General features: G+C 60.8%; 10 protein-coding genes. 3 read left to right on the forward strand and 7 right to left on the reverse strand.

Features of this window, described 5'->3' with window-relative positions; translation table 11 throughout:
• Positions 1 to 205 precede the first annotated feature (205 nt).
• Together glyA and AC1Q6I_RS12395 are read right to left on the reverse strand one after the other, a co-directional pair.
• Positions 206 to 1,459 carry a serine hydroxymethyltransferase gene (glyA, locus tag AC1Q6I_RS12390; protein ID WP_024077497.1) on the reverse strand — a complete coding sequence of 418 codons (1,254 nt, stop codon included), beginning with the start codon at positions 1,457 to 1,459 and terminating at the stop codon, positions 206 to 208.
• Positions 1,460 to 1,682: 223 nt separating this feature from the next.
• A complete protein-coding gene (locus tag AC1Q6I_RS12395; RefSeq protein ID WP_069077050.1) occupies positions 1,683 to 5,534 on the reverse strand; it encodes a sensor domain-containing protein in 3,852 nt (1,283 codons plus the stop codon).
• Between the two features lie 285 nt (positions 5,535 to 5,819).
• On the opposite strand from AC1Q6I_RS12395, the gene ettA reads away from it, so the two are divergent.
• Positions 5,820 to 7,484: an energy-dependent translational throttle protein EttA gene (gene ettA, locus AC1Q6I_RS12400; protein WP_024077495.1), complete on the forward strand. Its 1,665-nt coding sequence runs from the start codon at positions 5,820 to 5,822 to the stop codon at positions 7,482 to 7,484.
• A gap of 457 nt (positions 7,485 to 7,941) precedes the next feature.
• A complete protein-coding gene (gdhA, locus tag AC1Q6I_RS12405; protein ID WP_024077494.1) occupies positions 7,942 to 9,279 on the forward strand; it encodes an NADP-specific glutamate dehydrogenase in 1,338 nt (445 codons plus the stop codon).
• On the opposite strand, the gene AC1Q6I_RS12410 is transcribed toward gdhA, so the two are convergent.
• The 5 genes from AC1Q6I_RS12410 to AC1Q6I_RS12430 form a co-directional block, all read right to left on the reverse strand.
• Positions 9,276 to 9,773, reverse strand: coding sequence for a GreA/GreB family elongation factor (locus tag AC1Q6I_RS12410; RefSeq protein ID WP_024077493.1), 498 nt, complete (start codon positions 9,771 to 9,773; stop codon positions 9,276 to 9,278). The genes gdhA and AC1Q6I_RS12410 overlap by 4 nt on opposite strands.
• A 70-nt stretch (positions 9,774 to 9,843) precedes the next feature.
• Positions 9,844 to 10,200, reverse strand: a complete 357-nt coding sequence (locus AC1Q6I_RS12415) for a hypothetical protein (protein ID WP_024077492.1) — start codon at positions 10,198 to 10,200, stop codon at positions 9,844 to 9,846.
• Positions 10,201 to 10,561: 361 nt separating this feature from the next.
• Positions 10,562 to 10,873, reverse strand: a complete 312-nt coding sequence (locus tag AC1Q6I_RS12420; RefSeq protein WP_024077491.1) for a chorismate mutase — start codon at positions 10,871 to 10,873, stop codon at positions 10,562 to 10,564.
• 91 nt (positions 10,874 to 10,964) lie between these two features.
• Positions 10,965 to 12,818, reverse strand: coding sequence for an Lnb N-terminal periplasmic domain-containing protein (locus AC1Q6I_RS12425; RefSeq protein ID WP_069077051.1), 1,854 nt, complete (start codon positions 12,816 to 12,818; stop codon positions 10,965 to 10,967).
• Between the two features lie 90 nt (positions 12,819 to 12,908).
• Positions 12,909 to 13,397 (reverse strand): DUF3015 domain-containing protein, encoded by a 489-nt coding sequence (locus AC1Q6I_RS12430; RefSeq protein ID WP_016973832.1) that lies wholly within the window; start codon positions 13,395 to 13,397, stop codon positions 12,909 to 12,911.
• 268 nt (positions 13,398 to 13,665) lie between these two features.
• Here AC1Q6I_RS12430 and AC1Q6I_RS12435 point away from each other — a divergent pair, with 268 nt between their 5' ends.
• On the forward strand, positions 13,666 to 16,104 hold the full coding sequence (locus AC1Q6I_RS12435; RefSeq protein WP_102623733.1) for a Lon protease family protein: 2,439 nt from the start codon (positions 13,666 to 13,668) through the stop codon (positions 16,102 to 16,104).
• Positions 16,105 to 16,158 lie beyond the last annotated feature (54 nt).

Consider the following 16,158-nt stretch of genomic DNA (forward strand, 5'->3'; position numbering starts at 1 on the left):
GATGGCCTCCAAAAACAAAACACCCTGCGAAAGCGTAGCCCTCGCAGGGTGTGGGGGTGACCATCTCATTAGCCCGCTTGTAGGAGCGAGCTTGCTCGCGAAGAACTCATAGGCACCGCGTGTATCCAGGATGCACGCGTTATCGTTGACGTTTTTCGCGAGCAAGCTCGCTCCTACAGCGGGCTTCTCAGTCAAGCAACTGCAATCAAGCGCCGTACACCGGCAGCTTCTTGCAGATGGCCTTGACCTTCTCACGAACCGCGTCGATCACGGCTTCGTTGTTCAGGTCTGCCAGGATGTCGCAGATCCAGCCCGCCAGTTCCTTGCACTCTGCTTCCTTGAAGCCACGAGTGGTCACAGCCGGGGTGCCGAAGCGCAGGCCGGAGGTGACGAACGGCGAACGTGGATCGTTCGGCACGGAGTTCTTGTTCACGGTGATGAAGGCTTTGCCCAGGGCAGCGTCAGCATCTTTACCGGAAATGTCCTGCTTGATCAGCGACAGCAGGAACAGGTGGTTTTCCGTACCGCCGGATACCACGTCAAAACCGCGTGCGATAAACACGTCGGCCATGGCCTTGGCGTTTTTCACCACTTGTTGCTGGTAGACCTTGAACTCAGGCTGCAGCGCTTCCTTGAAGCAGATGGCCTTGGCGGCGATCACGTGCTCCAGCGGGCCACCCTGGGCGCCTGGGAATACGGCGGAGTTCAGCTTCTTCTCGATCTCGGCGTTGGCGCGTGCCAGGATCAGGCCGCCACGTGGACCGCGCAGGGTCTTGTGGGTGGTGGTGGTGACCACGTCAGCAAACGGTACCGGGTTCGGGTAGACGCCCGCGGCGACCAGACCGGCCACGTGGGCCATGTCGACGAACAGGTACGCGCCGACTTTGTCAGCGATGGCGCGGAAGCGTGGGAAGTCGAGGATCTGCGAGTAAGCAGAGAAACCGGCGACGATCATTTTTGGCTTGTGCTCGATCGCCAGGCGCTCGACTTCGTCGTAGTCGATCAGGCCGTTGGCATCGATACCGTATTGAACGGCGTTGTACAGCTTGCCGGAGGAGGAAACGCTGGCGCCGTGGGTCAGGTGACCGCCGTGGGCCAGGCTCATGCCCAGGATAGTGTCGCCGCCTTGCAGCAGGGCCAGGTACACGGCGCTGTTGGCTTGGGAGCCGGCGTGTGGCTGGACGTTGGCGTAATCGGCGCCGAACAGTTCTTTGGCACGGTCGATGGCCAGTTGCTCAACCACGTCGACGTACTCGCAGCCACCGTAGTAGCGCTTGCCTGGGTAGCCTTCGGCGTACTTGTTGGTCAGAACCGAACCTTGAGCCTCCATCACCGCAGGGCTGGTGTAGTTTTCCGAAGCGATCAGCTCAATGTGCTCTTCCTGGCGCACGGCTTCTTGCTCCATGGCGGCGAAGAGATCGGCGTCGTACTTGGCAATAGTCAAATCACGGCTGAACATGGCGGTCCTCAAGGATCGGGGGCAGAAAAGGAGGGCATTCTAACCCAATGGGTTTTAGATGGCATATGAAAGGACATCATGTCGCGGACAAGTGGGATTCACTTAGGGATGAGCGGTGTCATTGCCGGCCTCATCGGGGTGTAGAACCCTCCCACATCTGGAGCGCATTTCCCTGTGGGAGGGGGCTTGCCCCCGATGAGGCCAGTGGCTTCACCACAAAATTTCAGTCGAACATGAACAGCGCGTCGTTGCTGAACTGTGCCTCGAACCGATTCGCCGGCATCGGCCGCCCGAACAGATAACCCTGCACCTCGTCGCAACCGTGCTCGCGCAGGAAGTCCAGCTGCTCATGGGTTTCCACACCCTCGGCGATTACCGCCAGGTTGAGGCTGTGGGCCATGGCGATGATTGCCCGGGCGATTTGCGCATCCTGCTCGCCGGACGGCAGGCCGTCGACGAAGGTGCGGTCGATTTTCAGCACATCGATGGGGAATTGCTTGAGGTAGTTGAGTGACGAATAACCGGTGCCGAAGTCGTCCACCGCAATGCTCAGCCCCAGGTTTTTCAGGCTGTCGAGGATGTGCATGGCTTCGTTGACTTCGCGCATCAGGATACTCTCGGTCAGCTCCAGCTCCAGGCATGCCGGCGGCAGGCCGGTGTCCTTGAGGATGGTGGCGATGCGCGTGCCCAGTTGGCCGTCGGAGAACTGCCGCGCGGAGATGTTCACCGAGACTTTCGGCACGCGCACCTTGTTCTGGTGCCAGGTCTTGAGCTGGCGACAGGCTTCGCTGATCACCCAGTCCCCCACGTCCACTACCAGGCCCAACTCTTCGAGCACCGGAATGAAGTCCCCTGGCGGCACCAGGCCACGGCGCGGGTGGCGCCAACGCAGCAAGGCTTCGGCCCCGGTCAGGCGTTTGCCGTCGCCGCTGAACTGCGGTTGGTAATAGAGCACGAATTCGTTTTGGTCCAGGGCGTGGCGCAGGTCGCTTTCCAGCTCCAGGCGTTCCAGGGCGCTGGCGTTCATGTCGGCCTGGTAGAACTGGAAGTTGTTCTTGCCACGTTCCTTGGCGTGATACATCGCGGTGTCGGCGTTTTTCATCAGCTGGCTCAGCTCGTTGCCGTCCTGGGGGCTGAGGGCGATGCCGATGCTGGCGGTCACAAAGAACTCGCGACCCTCCAGCACAAATGGCTTCACCAGGCTGGCGAGGATCTGTTCGGCGACATGGATGGCGCGGTTCAGCGCCATTTCACGGCTGACCCGAGGTTGCAGGAGCAAGGTGAACTCGTCGCCGCCCATGCGCGCCACAGTGTCGTCTTCGGCGACGCAGCCAAGCAGGCGGGTGGCCATTTCCTTGAGCATGCGGTCGCCAGCGGCATGGCCCAGGGAGTCGTTGATCGGCTTGAAACGGTCGAGGTCGAGGAACATCAGCACCACCCACGACTTTTGCCGTTCCGCCGACTGCAGCGCGGTGTGCAGGCGGTCCTGGAACAGGGTGCGGTTGGGCAGGTGGGTCAGGGCGTCGTAGTACGCCAGGCGGTGGATGCGTTGTTCGCTGGCCTTGCGCTCGCTGATATCGCTGAAGAAGCACACATAGCTGGCCAGGTCGCCTTCATCGTCGAACACGGCGGTAATGCCCACCCAGGCCGGGTAATGCTCGCCATTACGGCGCTTGAGCCACACCTCGCCTTCCCAGGTGCTGTGCTGGTGCAGTTGCTTGAGCACGTAGCGCAGGTGCGCTTCCTGTTGTTCGTCGACGGTGAGCATGTTCGGCAGTTGATCGAGCACATCCGCCACCTCATAACCGCTGACTCGGCTGAATGCCTCGTTGGCTTGCACGATGTAGCCTGCCGGATCGGTGATCAGGATCGCCGACGTGGAGTGCTCGAAGACCGTGGCCGCCATGCGCAGGTCTTTCTCGGCGCGGCGTTGCTGGCTGATATCACGGCCCACGCCGAGGATGCCCTCGAACGCACCGTGGTCGTCCCACACCAGCACCAGGCGCAGTTCGATGGGCACTTTGCGCCCATCGGCGCGCAGGCAGTCGAACAGGAACAGTTGGGTCTGCACGTCGTCACGCAAGCGGGTCAGCGCCTCGGCGTCGCCCAAGGCACGGCTGACCTGTTCGACCAGGCTATAGATGCCGGCCAGTTGCTGCGGGTTGGCGATGATCGACTGCCAGCCGTTCTTGAACACCCAGTCCACGTCATAGCCCAGAACGGCATTGACCGAGGGGCTGATGTAGTTGAGCGCTAATTGGCTGTCGGTGGAGCAGATCACGTCGCTGATGCTTTCAGCCAGCATGCGGTAGCGCTGTTCGCTGTCACGCAGGGATTCGCTGGCTTCGATCTGGTCGGTGATGTCCTTGGCCACGCCGATGATGCGCGTGACTTGTGCGGATTTGTCACGCGCCAAGGCTTGTTCACGTATATCAAAACGCCGCCATTGGTTATTGCGGTGACGGAAGCGCAGCTGGCATTGCAACTGCGTTGAATAGCCGGCCTGGCGCTGCTGTTGGCGCAAGTCATGGTAATGCTCGGCATCTTCGGGGTTCAGCAGGATTTCCCAGAAGTACTCACCCATTTGCTGCAATTCGGCTTTGTTGTAGCCGAGGGTGTGGCCCAAGTGGTGGTTGCTGAAAATCATGCGCTGGCTGATCACATCCTGCACATACAGGTGATCCGGCACGGTGCGCACCACGTCCGACCAGAAGCTTTCACGCTCCACCAACGACAATTCGATCAGCTTTCGGCTGGTGATATCACTGATGCTGAGGATCACCGCCTTGAAGTCGTCCTGCTGCTCCGGCAAGCGCATCACCAGCCACAGGTATTGCTCATTGCCTGCGACATCACTGAGCTGGATCTCCAGCTCCAGCTGGTTTTGCTGGGTCAGGACCGCTTCGAGCACCTGGTAACCGATGGCCGTGGCGTTACGCGGGCAATCGTCAATCAGGCGTTCCCAGGCTTGCTCGCACGAGGTCACGTTCAGCAGGCGCACGGCGACCTGGTTGACTTCGGTGATACGCAGCTCCTTGAGCAGTTGCCGGCGCTCCTCGGGATGGTCGCGCAGCCAGGCGTGCAACTGCTCGCGGGTGTGCACGCTGGCCTTGTCGAAAAACGTGTAGAGGCCCGACAAGTCGAGCACGCACAGGGCCACGCCGGTGCCTTCGAAAATATCCTGGTAGCGCCGCCGGCCCTCATGCACCTGGCGCTGACGACGACGCATGTTCAGCAGCACGATCACCGGCACCAGCGAGAAGGCCAGGCCCAGCAGGCACTTGCCGATAAACGCTGGCAGCAGTTGTTCCAGCACCGCGTTGCGGTCGAACAGGCCACGCAATTGCCAGTCGCTTTTGCTCAGGGGCGTGACCAGCACGCTTTTATTCAACTCATCCGGCGTCAGGGCGCTGGCCCATTGTGTCGGCATGCCGCTGTCGCGACCGACCACGCGGTGGTTCAGGCGGTTCTCGATGACCCACATGGGGCGCTGGCCTTGGCCGTCCTGGCGGGTCAGGTTGACCAGGTAGCTGGGGTCCAGGCGCAGGACCCAGTACATCCTCGAGCCGCCGCTGGGCTGATGCAGCAACAGATAGATGAGGGTGCCGTCGTTGTTGTTGCTCAAATAGTAGGACTGGGCGTGGCTGCGTTGCACCAGTTCCTCCAGCCAGGCGCTGTCCTGGCTATCCGTGGCACTGTCGCTGATCAGTGCACCGCTGGGGGCGAGGAGGGCGATGCTGCGCAATTCCGGCAACGAGCGCTGCAAGGTGCGCATCAGCACCTGTTGCTGTTCGCTGTCACGCGGCGGCTCGACCATCGGCAGCAGGTTCAAGGCGATCTTTGCGCTCAGGGCCATGTTCAGGCTGATCTGTTCAGCCAGGTCGGCACTGTAGTCGATGGTGTATTGCTGCTGGTTTTTCTGGTTTTGCTGCAGTTGGTCGAGCAGTTGCCAGAACAATAGCGCAAGCAGCATGAGGACGAGCGTCGCCAAAGCGCCTTTGAGGGTGCCGTGCAGGGGCGCTCCCGGCGCTATATGAGCGGCGCGCAGAGGAGTGGGCGGCGTGACTTTGGACAAGCTGTGATCCTGCGGTTTGGCTGGACTGGCGCGCGACGTGCACTATAAGCCGGACGCCCGGAGGGCGGCTAGCATGCCTTGAGTTGTGGCAAAGTGCCAGCCCCGCCTGGCTGGACTGGCCAGGCGCATTCAGGTAGCTTTGCCGGTTACGCGGGGGCGTTCCAGCCCCAGATATTCAGGCTTTTTCCGCTCGCTGGCATTGATGATAGTCAACGGCCCGCGCGGCGCATGGCCTGGCACGGGCTTCGCCCGCTCAATTCATCAGTCACTGACGCTAGGTTCACCATGGCTCAATACGTCTTCACCATGCATCGGCTGGGCAAAGTTGTCCCTCCGAAGCGGGAAATCCTGAAAAATATTTCGCTGTCCTTTTTCCCCGGCGCCAAGATCGGCGTGCTCGGCCTCAACGGTTCGGGTAAGTCCACCCTGCTGAAAATCATGGCTGGCGTCGACACCGAGTTCGAGGGCGAAGCCCGCCCGATGCCCGACCTGAACATCGGCTACCTGCCGCAAGAGCCGATCCTGGACCCGACCAAGACCGTGCGTGAAGTGGTTGAAGAAGCCGTCAGCGTGATCAAGGACGCCCAGGCTCGCCTGGACGAGGTCTACGCCGCCTACGCCGAACCGGATGCCGACTTCGACAAGCTGGCTGCCGAACAGGCCAAGCTCGAAGCCATCCTGCAGGCGGGCGACGGTCACAATTTGGAGCGCCAGCTGGAAGTCGCCGCCGATGCGCTGCGCCTGCCGGCGTGGGACGCCAAGGTCGAGCACCTGTCCGGCGGTGAAAAACGTCGCGTGGCCCTATGCCGACTGCTGCTGTCGGCCCCCGACATGCTGCTGCTCGACGAACCGACCAACCACTTGGACGCCGATTCTGTTGCCTGGCTGGAACACTTCCTCCATGACTTCCCCGGCACCGTGGTTGCGATCACGCACGACCGGTACTTCCTGGACAACGTGGCCGGCTGGATCCTCGAGCTCGACCGTGGCGCCGGTATCCCTTACGAGGGCAACTATTCCGGTTGGCTGGAAGCCAAGTCCGACCGTCTGGCCGCCGAATCCAAGCAGCAATCGGCCCACGAAAAAGCCATGAAGGAAGAACTGGAGTGGGTGCGCAAAGGCGCCAAGGCCCGCCAGTCCAAATCCAAGGCCCGTCTGCAACGCTTCGAAGAAATGCAGTCGCAGGAATTCCAGAAGCGCAGCGAAACCAACGAGATCTACATCCCGGCCGGCCCGCGCCTGGGTGACAAGGTCATCGAATTCAAGAACGTTTCCAAAGGCTATGGCGACCGCGTGCTGATCGACAATCTGTCGTTCTCCATGCCAAAAGGCGCGATCGTCGGCGTTATTGGTGGTAACGGTGCGGGTAAATCCACGCTGTTCCGCATGCTGATGGGCAAGGAGACTCCGGATTCGGGCACCATCGAAGTCGGCGAAACCGTGCAACTGGCGTGTGTCGACCAGAGCCGTGAAGACCTGGATGGCAGCAAGACGGTGTTCCAGCAAATCTCCGATGGTTCCGACCAGATCCGCATCGGCAACTATGAAATTCCGTCGCGTACCTATGTTGGCCGTTTCAACTTCAAGGGCGGCGACCAGCAGAAGTTCGTCAAGGACCTGTCCGGTGGTGAGCGCGGTCGCTTGCACCTGGCCCTGACCTTGAAAGAGGGCGGCAACGTGCTGCTGCTCGACGAACCGTCCAACGACCTCGACGTTGAAACCCTGCGTTCCCTGGAAGAAGCCCTGCTGGACTTCCCAGGCGCCGCCATTGTGATCTCTCACGATCGGTGGTTCCTTGACCGCGTCGCGACCCACATCCTGGCGTACGAAGACGACTCGCAAGCAGTGTTCTTCGAAGGCAACTACACCGAGTACGAAGCGGACCGTAAAAAGCGTTTGGGTGAAGCTGCTGCCCAGCCGCACCGTGTACGGCACAAAAAACTGGCCTGATCCGGCTGGTTTGAAAAAAGCGGAGCCCCTCGGGCTCCGCTTTTTTTTTGCGCGTTTTTCCTGACCCACACCGATCAAATGTGGCAGGGGCTTGCCCTGGTGCCAGTCAGTTAAGGCTTTTTTGTAGGAGCGAGGGGGGCGCCTAGTTCTTGCTCGCGAAAACGCACAGGCGCCGCGTTGATTCAGGAAGTACGCGTTATCGTTGACGTTTTTCGCGAGCAAGCTCGCTCCTACCGGCGTTGGGGCGCGGGCCCCAGATAGCTATTTTCCTATTGGTGCATGACCGGGCTTTGAAATCCCTTTTTAAGTGCGAAAAATCCCCGTTTTCGCGGTTTATTTATATCTAATGCACCATTTAAATTCACAAAGGCGACATTTTGCCCTGTCGCGGTGCGACATGAATTGATAAAGTCCGGCTCAATCTCATTCAAAAACAATCAATTTGCCGAGACTTTTCATGATCGAATCCGTCGAATCCTTCCTTGCCCGCCTCAAAAAACGCGACCCCGACCAGCCGGAATTCCACCAGGCGGTAGAAGAAGTCCTGCGCAGCCTGTGGCCGTTTCTCGAAGCCAATCCTCACTACCTGGCTTCGGGCATCCTGGAGCGCATCTGCGAGCCGGAGCGTGCGATTACCTTTCGGGTTTCGTGGGTGGATGATCACGGCAAGGTTCAGGTCAACCGCGGATTCCGCATCCAGATGAACAGCGCCATCGGCCCCTACAAGGGCGGTCTGCGCTTCCACCCGTCGGTAAACCTGGGCGTGCTGAAGTTCCTCGCCTTCGAGCAGACCTTCAAGAATTCCCTGACCTCGTTGCCCATGGGCGGCGGTAAAGGTGGCTCGGACTTCGACCCCAAGGGCAAGAGCGACGCTGAAGTCATGCGTTTCTGCCAGGCGTTCATGAGCGAGCTGTACCGCCATATCGGCGCGGACGTGGACGTTCCGGCTGGCGACATCGGTGTGGGCGCTCGCGAGATTGGTTTCCTGTTCGGCCAGTACAAACGCCTGAGCAACCAGTTCACCTCGGTGCTGACCGGCAAGGGCATGACCTACGGCGGCAGCCTGATCCGCCCTGAAGCCACCGGTTTCGGTTGTGTGTACTTTGCTGAAGAAATGCTCAAGCGCGACGGCCTGCGGGTTGAAGGCAAGCGCGTGGCGGTGTCCGGCTCTGGCAACGTGGCGCAATACGCGGCGCGCAAGGTCATGGACCTGGGCGGCAAGGTGATCTCCCTGTCCGACTCCGAAGGCACCCTGTACGCCGAAAGCGGTTTGACCGAGGAACAATGGTTGGCGCTGCTGGAAGTGAAAAACGTCCAGCGCGGTCGTATCAGTGAACTGGCCGAACGCTTTGGCCTGGAATTCCGCAAAGGCAAAACCCCTTGGGAGCTGGCCTGCGATATCGCGTTGCCTTGTGCCACCCAGAACGAACTCGACGCCGAAGCGGCCCGCACCCTGCTGCGCAACGGCTGCATCTGCGTGGCCGAAGGCGCCAATATGCCGGCGACGTTGGAGGCTGTGGATATCTTTATCGAGGCGGGCATCCTGTTCGCCCCTGGCAAGGCGTCCAATGCCGGTGGCGTCGCGGTGAGTGGCCTGGAAATGTCGCAGAATGCCATGCGCCTGCTATGGACCGCTGGCGAAGTGGACAGCAAGCTGCACAACATCATGCAGTCGATCCACCACGCCTGCGTGCATTACGGTGAGGAGAACGGCCGAGTCAACTACGTGAAGGGTGCAAACATCGCGGGCTTCGTGAAAGTTGCCGACGCGATGCTGGCGCAGGGCATCGTCTAGGCTTCGGGCTCGATAAGCACTACTTCGATCAACTGGTCGCCGACGGGGCGCTGCCACAGTACCTCGTCGCCCACCTGGGCGCCGAGCAAGGCGCGGCCCAGGGGCGAACCCCAGTTGATCAAGCCAGCGTGGGCATCGGCCTGGTCTTCGCCCACCAGCTGGATGCGTTGTTGTTGGTCCTGTTCATTGGCGAAGGTGACCCAGCTGCCGATCTGCACCTTGTCGGTGGAAGTGGCCGGCGCAACCACTTGGGCGCTCTGCACCCGCTGGTTGAAATAACGCAAATCCCTCTCAAGGTCAGCCTGGCGCTGCTTGTCGGCCTGTTCGCCCTTGGCGGATTCGATGCTGTATGCCTGCTGCAACTGCGCGACCTTGGTCTGCAACTGCGCCAACCCTTGCGCGGTGAGGCGGTTGGGTTGCGCGCTGACCTGGCGTTCTACCGGCAGATCGGCCTGGGCGGCTGCGTTGTCTTCGTTTACAAAAGCTCGGCTCATGACGTTCTCCCTCTATGGAGCTTGGGCCATGGTCGCCGCGCTTTAGTTTCGATGGATATCTGAAAACGACCTATTGCGAGCGATAAGCCCTGCCCGCGTCGCGGTCTTTCTCCTGCTGCCAGGCGCGCTCGCGGTCATCCCAGTGATTGTCCTTGTAGTCGCGTAACTCTTCGTTTTCGCGCATGGCCTTGCACTGGCGGAAACCATCTTCCCAGCCTTCTGCATACAGACGGTCTTTCAAATAGCGCGGCACGTTCTTGCGAAATTCCCCGGTGATCACCCCGGCAGCCTGGCGACCGCTGCTGCAACCGTCATCAAAACCATCGGCAAAGGCCGGTGGATACCCCTTGGCCAGCAACTCCTGATGGGTTGATTGGCAACCCGACATCACCACCACTGCACACAGCATCACTGCATACCGCCACATCGCTTGCTCCCTGGCCGTTTCACGGCTGATACGGGAAGTCTAGATAGGGATTTGTCGGGGCGGTGTGAAAGGGCGGTGAGAAATGTGTTGGCGGTAGGGGATGACGTCACCCAAGCGATGGCAACGAGAAGCGCTGCCCGTGTGGCAAGCCCTAATGCCTGTCAGTTAAGAGATAGAACGAGCAAACACTAAGTAACCTGTGGCGAGCGGGCTTGCCCCGCGTTGGGCTGCGCAGCAGCCCCAAAACCTGGCGATTTAATATGCCTGGATAAGCGCGGTGGCCTTATTGGGGCTGCTTCGCAGCCCAACGCGGGGCAAGCCCGCTCGCCACAGTTTCAGTGTTCCGCCTTAACTGACTGGATTAGCTGTGCGGCTCTGCCGCTTTTGTCAGGACCGCATGTTCCGCCAATTCCTGCTGTATAAACGCCGCGATCATCGCGCGATAGACCTGTTCGGTCACCTCGGGATTGGCGTCCACGGTCTGCGCCAGGTCCCGCACCTTGGCGATCACCTGTTCCACCCGCTGCGGGGCCTTGACGCCATCGGTGTCTTTTTTGAAGCGTGCGGCCTGGGAGACGTAGCGGCCGCGCTCGGCCAGCAGGGTGACGATTTGCTGGTCGAGGCGGTCGATGTTGTCGCGGACTTGTTCAAGGGTGGTGCAGGTAACGGCCATGTTGAGTGAACTCCTGATTGTGCGGGCCATGCTAACAAAAAAATCTGGGGGCCAATCCCCTGCCACATTTTTGAGCATCGCCAGGCTTTAATCAGTAGTGATACCACTTCACCTCAAGCATCACTTCATTCACCGGCGTCGATAAGTGGCTGTACTCACGCTGGGCACTCAGGCGCAGGCCGAGGTTGCGTGACAGTTCCCACTGTTGGTTCAAGCTGAGGCTGCGGCGCACTTCGCCATTGGTGAAGAAATCACCCTTGGCTTCCAGGCTCAGGTTGCCCAGCGGGTTTTTCCACAGCACGCCAGTATTGAAGCCGGCAGCGGGGGAGATGGCTTCGCTGAAGTCGTTGTTGTGTTCCACGCGCACGGTGCCAAGGGCAAAGCCGAGCATGTCATCGCTCAGTTGCCAGGTGCCACCGGCGCCACCGTTGACGTGGGCCACGAGGGTTTCGTCGTCGTGTTTGCCCGGTACGCGCTCCAGGCCGCCGGTGACTTGCCATGACCACGGTTGCAGCAACGCGTTGCGAGGCGTCAGCGAGCGGATGGTGGCCAGGTCCAGTTGCTGCAGTTGCCAGTGGTTGCCTTCGTACTGGCGCAGTTTCATTTGCAGGATTTCAATCTGCGCGCCGAGAGGGAAACCTTCTGCGTTGTCGTTGAGGTCGTGGTAGGCCATGCGCAGGCCGTATTCGCCGAAGGTCTTGTCACCCCGGGTACCGATGCCGGCCTGCCAGGTGCGCGACTCATGGCCGTTCTCGGGCAGGCCGGGGCGCTCGACCTTCAGGTCGGGCGCGGGGTTCTGGTTGATCGCGCGCAGCAATTCGAAGCTGCGCTGGGAGCGTTCGGTGTCGCGCTCCAGGCCGTTGGCGCGGTAGCGGCCAAGGCGGTAGGCGGCGTCGATGATCAGGGCCTGGCGTTCGCGGGGCAGGGCTTTGAACGCAGGCTCCTGCAATTGCTTCTGGTCATCGCTGACTTTCAGTACCCATTGCTGTTCATCGCTGTCCAGCGGCTTGGCGCGTTCGAGCAGCTCGCGCTCACGGGACGGCCGGTAGTCGATTTTCTCGACCAGCCCGGCCTCTTTCACCGCCTTGACCGTGTCGGTCGGGATCGCGGTGAGCGGGAACTGTTCAGTCAGGCGCAGGCCGGGTCGGGCCACTTGCAGCAGTTCGAGCAGGCGATAAGAGCAGTTTTCGTCGAAGAAGAAGTAGTCGAACTGGATCTGCTTGAGTTCCCACACGTGTTCGACCATGCGCTTGGTCTCGACTTCAGTGAGGTTCAGGCGGTACTCCCACAGGTCACGGTTTTCCAGGCTGCGGTATTCGGAGAGTTTTTCCTGGTAGGGCACCAGTGCGAACAGGCCTGGGTAGCCGCCCATCAGGCCCTTCCAGGCATAGAGGATGCTGTTGTCCGAGCCTTCGATATAGGCGCCGAAGTTGATCGCGTAGCTGAGCAGGGCGGTGTTGTTGCTTTGTACATCCGCCTGGTCGATGCGCAGCAAGGTGTGGCCGAACATGGAGGACGGGCTGTTGAGGTAGGCCGCCGGGAAGATCATCACCGCGCTGTGGGGGGCGACATCCTTGAACCATTGCTTGAATTCGGTGCAGTCCAGCGCGGGCAGGTCGGTCAGTTGCAACTGATCCTTGAGCCAGCGGGTACGTGCGGGGTAAACGCATTGGGCGTGTTTTTCACCCAGGCTGGCCGGAGCGTACAGCGCTTCAACGGTGGCCTTGAGTTCGGCGTCCGGGTGGTGGGCGCCGTCGGATGCGAGGAAGAATTTCTTGTCGCTGACATAGCTGCGCCAGCCGCTGATCTTGCCGGCTTCGTAATGGCCCAGGGACAACCAGAACGGATCATTGGCCAGTTGCTGCAAACGTTGGTCATCAATGTGCGGGGCCGCGTACAGCGGGGCGCAGGCGAAGAGTGCCATCCAGGCAAAGCGTTTGAGCATAGGGGCAACTTAAGTCGGGAAAAGTAAGACCCAAGGGGGGGCGGGTCCAAAATTAAAACCCGCGCCTTGGAGGGCGCGGGCAGGTCGAGCTTAAGCCTGGGTAGCGTATTTCGCCAGACGGGCATCACTTTTCAGTACAGCCAGGGTGTTGTTGTGCACGTCGTCAGCGGTGACGTCAGCCTTGCTGAAGATTTGCTGGAAGTGCTCGTGGGTCACGGCCGCGAAGTGTTCGCGATCTTCTGGGGCAACGCCCAGTACCACGGCGTAGGTGGTCAGTGCTTCACCATTGCCCTTGGCCATGTCTTCGGACAGCTCGTTCATCATGCCATTCATGGCAATCCAGGACTTGCCGCCGTAGGTCAGGGCGCTGTTGGTGCTGCAACCGTTGGTGCCCGAGGTCATGCCGAAGGTGGCGTTACCCGAAGTACCGTTGGTGGTGGACGCCAGGAAGTGCGCTGGAGTACCGCGCTGGCCTTCAAACAGCATGTTGCCCCAACCGCAGTTCGGGCCGCCTGGTGCTTCAGCCATTGCATTGAGGGAGACGACGGTGAAGAGAGTACCGAGAAGGATCCGTTTCATAGCTTTTTTCTCTTTGTGTGCAAACCAATGGACAAGGGTTCAGGCACTTCATAGCGCCTTAGGGGCCAGTTATTAGTCCGGCCCGCGCAGTTTGGAGTTTAGGCAGGTTCCAGGGGTTCCGTGATTTTTTATAAAACAATCAGAGTTGTCGCGTTTTTTTTGTAGGACGCATGCCGTGTCCAGGCTTTCACAAAAAGCGCGCCTTGCCAGAGCGCGCAACCGGGAGCCAGAATGCCGTCATCTGCCCCGCCTGATGTAAGGAAGCCCGATGCCTGATCCTGTTGCTGCCAGCCTGCGTCTAGCGCCCGAAGCGCTGACTCGCCCTTTCTCCGCTGAACAGTTCAGCTTCTCGACCACCAATGACTTGGAGCCCTTTCGCGGTGTGCTTGGCCAGGAACGTGCGGTTGAAGCCTTGCAGTTTGGCGTGGCCATGCCACGCCCCGGTTACAATGTGTTTGTCATGGGCGAGCCGGGCACCGGCCGCTTTTCGTTCGTCAAACGCTACCTGAAGGCCGAAGGCAAACGCCTGCAGACCCCGGCAGACTGGGTCTACGTGAACAACTTCGATGAGCCCCGCGAACCGCGTGCGCTGGAACTGCCTGCGGGCGGCGCGGCGGCGTTCATCAGCGATATCAACGGCTTGATCGACAACCTGGTGGCGACCTTCCCGGCGGTCTTTGAGCACCCGACGTACCAGCAGCGCAAAAGCGCGATCGACCGTGCCTTCAACCAGCGCTACGACAAGGCCCTGGACGTGATTGAACGCCTGGCCCTGGAAAAAGACGTGGCGCTGTACCGCGACAGCTCCAACATCGCCTTCACCCCGATGCTCGACGGCAGGGCGCTGGACGAGGCCGAGTTCTCGCAGCTGCCGGAAGTCGATCGCGAGCGTTTCCACACCGATATTTCCGAACTGGAAGAACGCCTCAACGAAGAGTTGGCCAGCCTGCCGCAATGGAAGCGCGAGTCCAACAACCAACTGCGCCAGTTCAACGAAGAAACCATCACCCTGGCCCTCCAGCCGTTGCTGTCGCCGTTGTCGGAAAAGTACGCGGAGAACGCCGCTGTGTGCGGCTACCTGCAAGCCATGCAGGTGTACTTGTTGAAGACCGTGGTCGAGCAATTGGTGGACGACGCCAAGACCGACGCCCAGGCCCGCAAGCTGCTCGAAGAGCAGTACTGCCCGAGCCTGGTGGTGGGGCATCCGGTCAATGGCGGCGCGCCGGTGGTGTTCGAACCGCACCCGACCTACGACAACCTGTTCGGCCGTATCGAATACAGCACCGACCAGGGCGCGCTCTACACCACCTATCGCCAGTTGCGCCCGGGTGCCTTGCATCGGGCCAACGGCGGGTTCCTGATCCTGGAAGCCGAGAAAATGCTCAGCGAGCCGTTTGTGTGGGACGCCCTCAAGCGTTCCCTGCAGTCGCGCAAGTTGAAGATGGAGTCGCCCCTGGGTGAGCTGGGCCGCCTGGCGACCGTGACCCTTAACCCGCAGATGATCCCGTTGCAGGTCAAGGTGATCATCATCGGTTCACGCCAGCTGTACTACGCGTTGCAGGACGCCGATCCGGACTTCCAGGAGATGTTCCGCGTCCTGGTGGATTTCGACGAAGACATCCCGATGGTCGACGAAAGCCTGGAGCAGTTCGCCCAGTTGCTCAAAACCCGTACTTCGGAAGAAGGCATGGCGCCTTTGACGTCGGACGCGGTGGCGCGGCTGGCTACCTACAGTGCTCGGTTGGCGGAGCATCAGGGGCGCTTGTCGGCGCGCATTGGTGACTTGTTCCAGTTGGTGAGCGAGGCGGATTTCATTCGTCACCTGGCGGGTGACGACATGACCGATGCCGGCCATATCGAACGCGCGCTGAAGGCCAAGGCCACGCGCACCGGGCGGGTGTCGGCGCGGATTCTCGACGACATGCTCGCCGGGGTGATCCTGATCGACACCGCCGGCGCGGCCGTCGGCAAGTGCAACGGGTTGACGGTGCTGGAGGTCGGTGATTCGGCGTTTGGCGTGCCGGCGCGGATTTCCGCCACGGTGTACCCAGGCGGCAGCGGCATTGTCGACATCGAGCGTGAAGTTAACCTCGGCCAGCCGATTCACTCCAAGGGCGTGATGATCCTGACCGGGTACCTGGGCAGCCGTTATGCGCAGGAATTCCCGCTGGCGATTTCCGCGAGTATCGCGCTGGAGCAGTCCTACGGTTACGTGGACGGCGACAGTGCGTCCCTGGGCGAGGCGTGCACCTTGATCTCGGCGCTGTCGAAGACGCCGCTCAAGCAGTGCTTTGCCATCACCGGCTCGATCAACCAGTTTGGTGAAGTGCAGGCGGTGGGCGGGGTCAACGAGAAGATCGAAGGCTTCTTCCGCCTGTGTGAGGCACGCGGTTTGACCGGCCAGCAAGGGGCGATCATTCCCCAGGCCAACGTCGCCACGCTGATGCTCGATGAGAAGGTGTTGCAGGCCGTGCGTGCCGGGCAATTCCACATCTACGCGGTGCGTCAGGCGGATGAGGCCTTGAGCCTGCTGGTGGGCGAGCCGGCTGGCGAGCCGGACGCTGAAGGGCAATTCCCCGAGGGCTCGGTGAATGCGCGGGTGGTCGAGCGTTTGCGTGCGATTGCCGAGATGATCAGCGAGGAGGACTTGAAGGAGGCTGAGAAAGAGCTGGCGCAGCATGCACTGGCGGAAGCCAAGCCGACTTAATGGGCTGTTGTGGCGAGCGGGCTTGCCCCGCGTTGGGCTGCGCAGCAGCCCCAA

This window comes from Pseudomonas sp. MPR-R2A5, assembly GCF_058793055.1.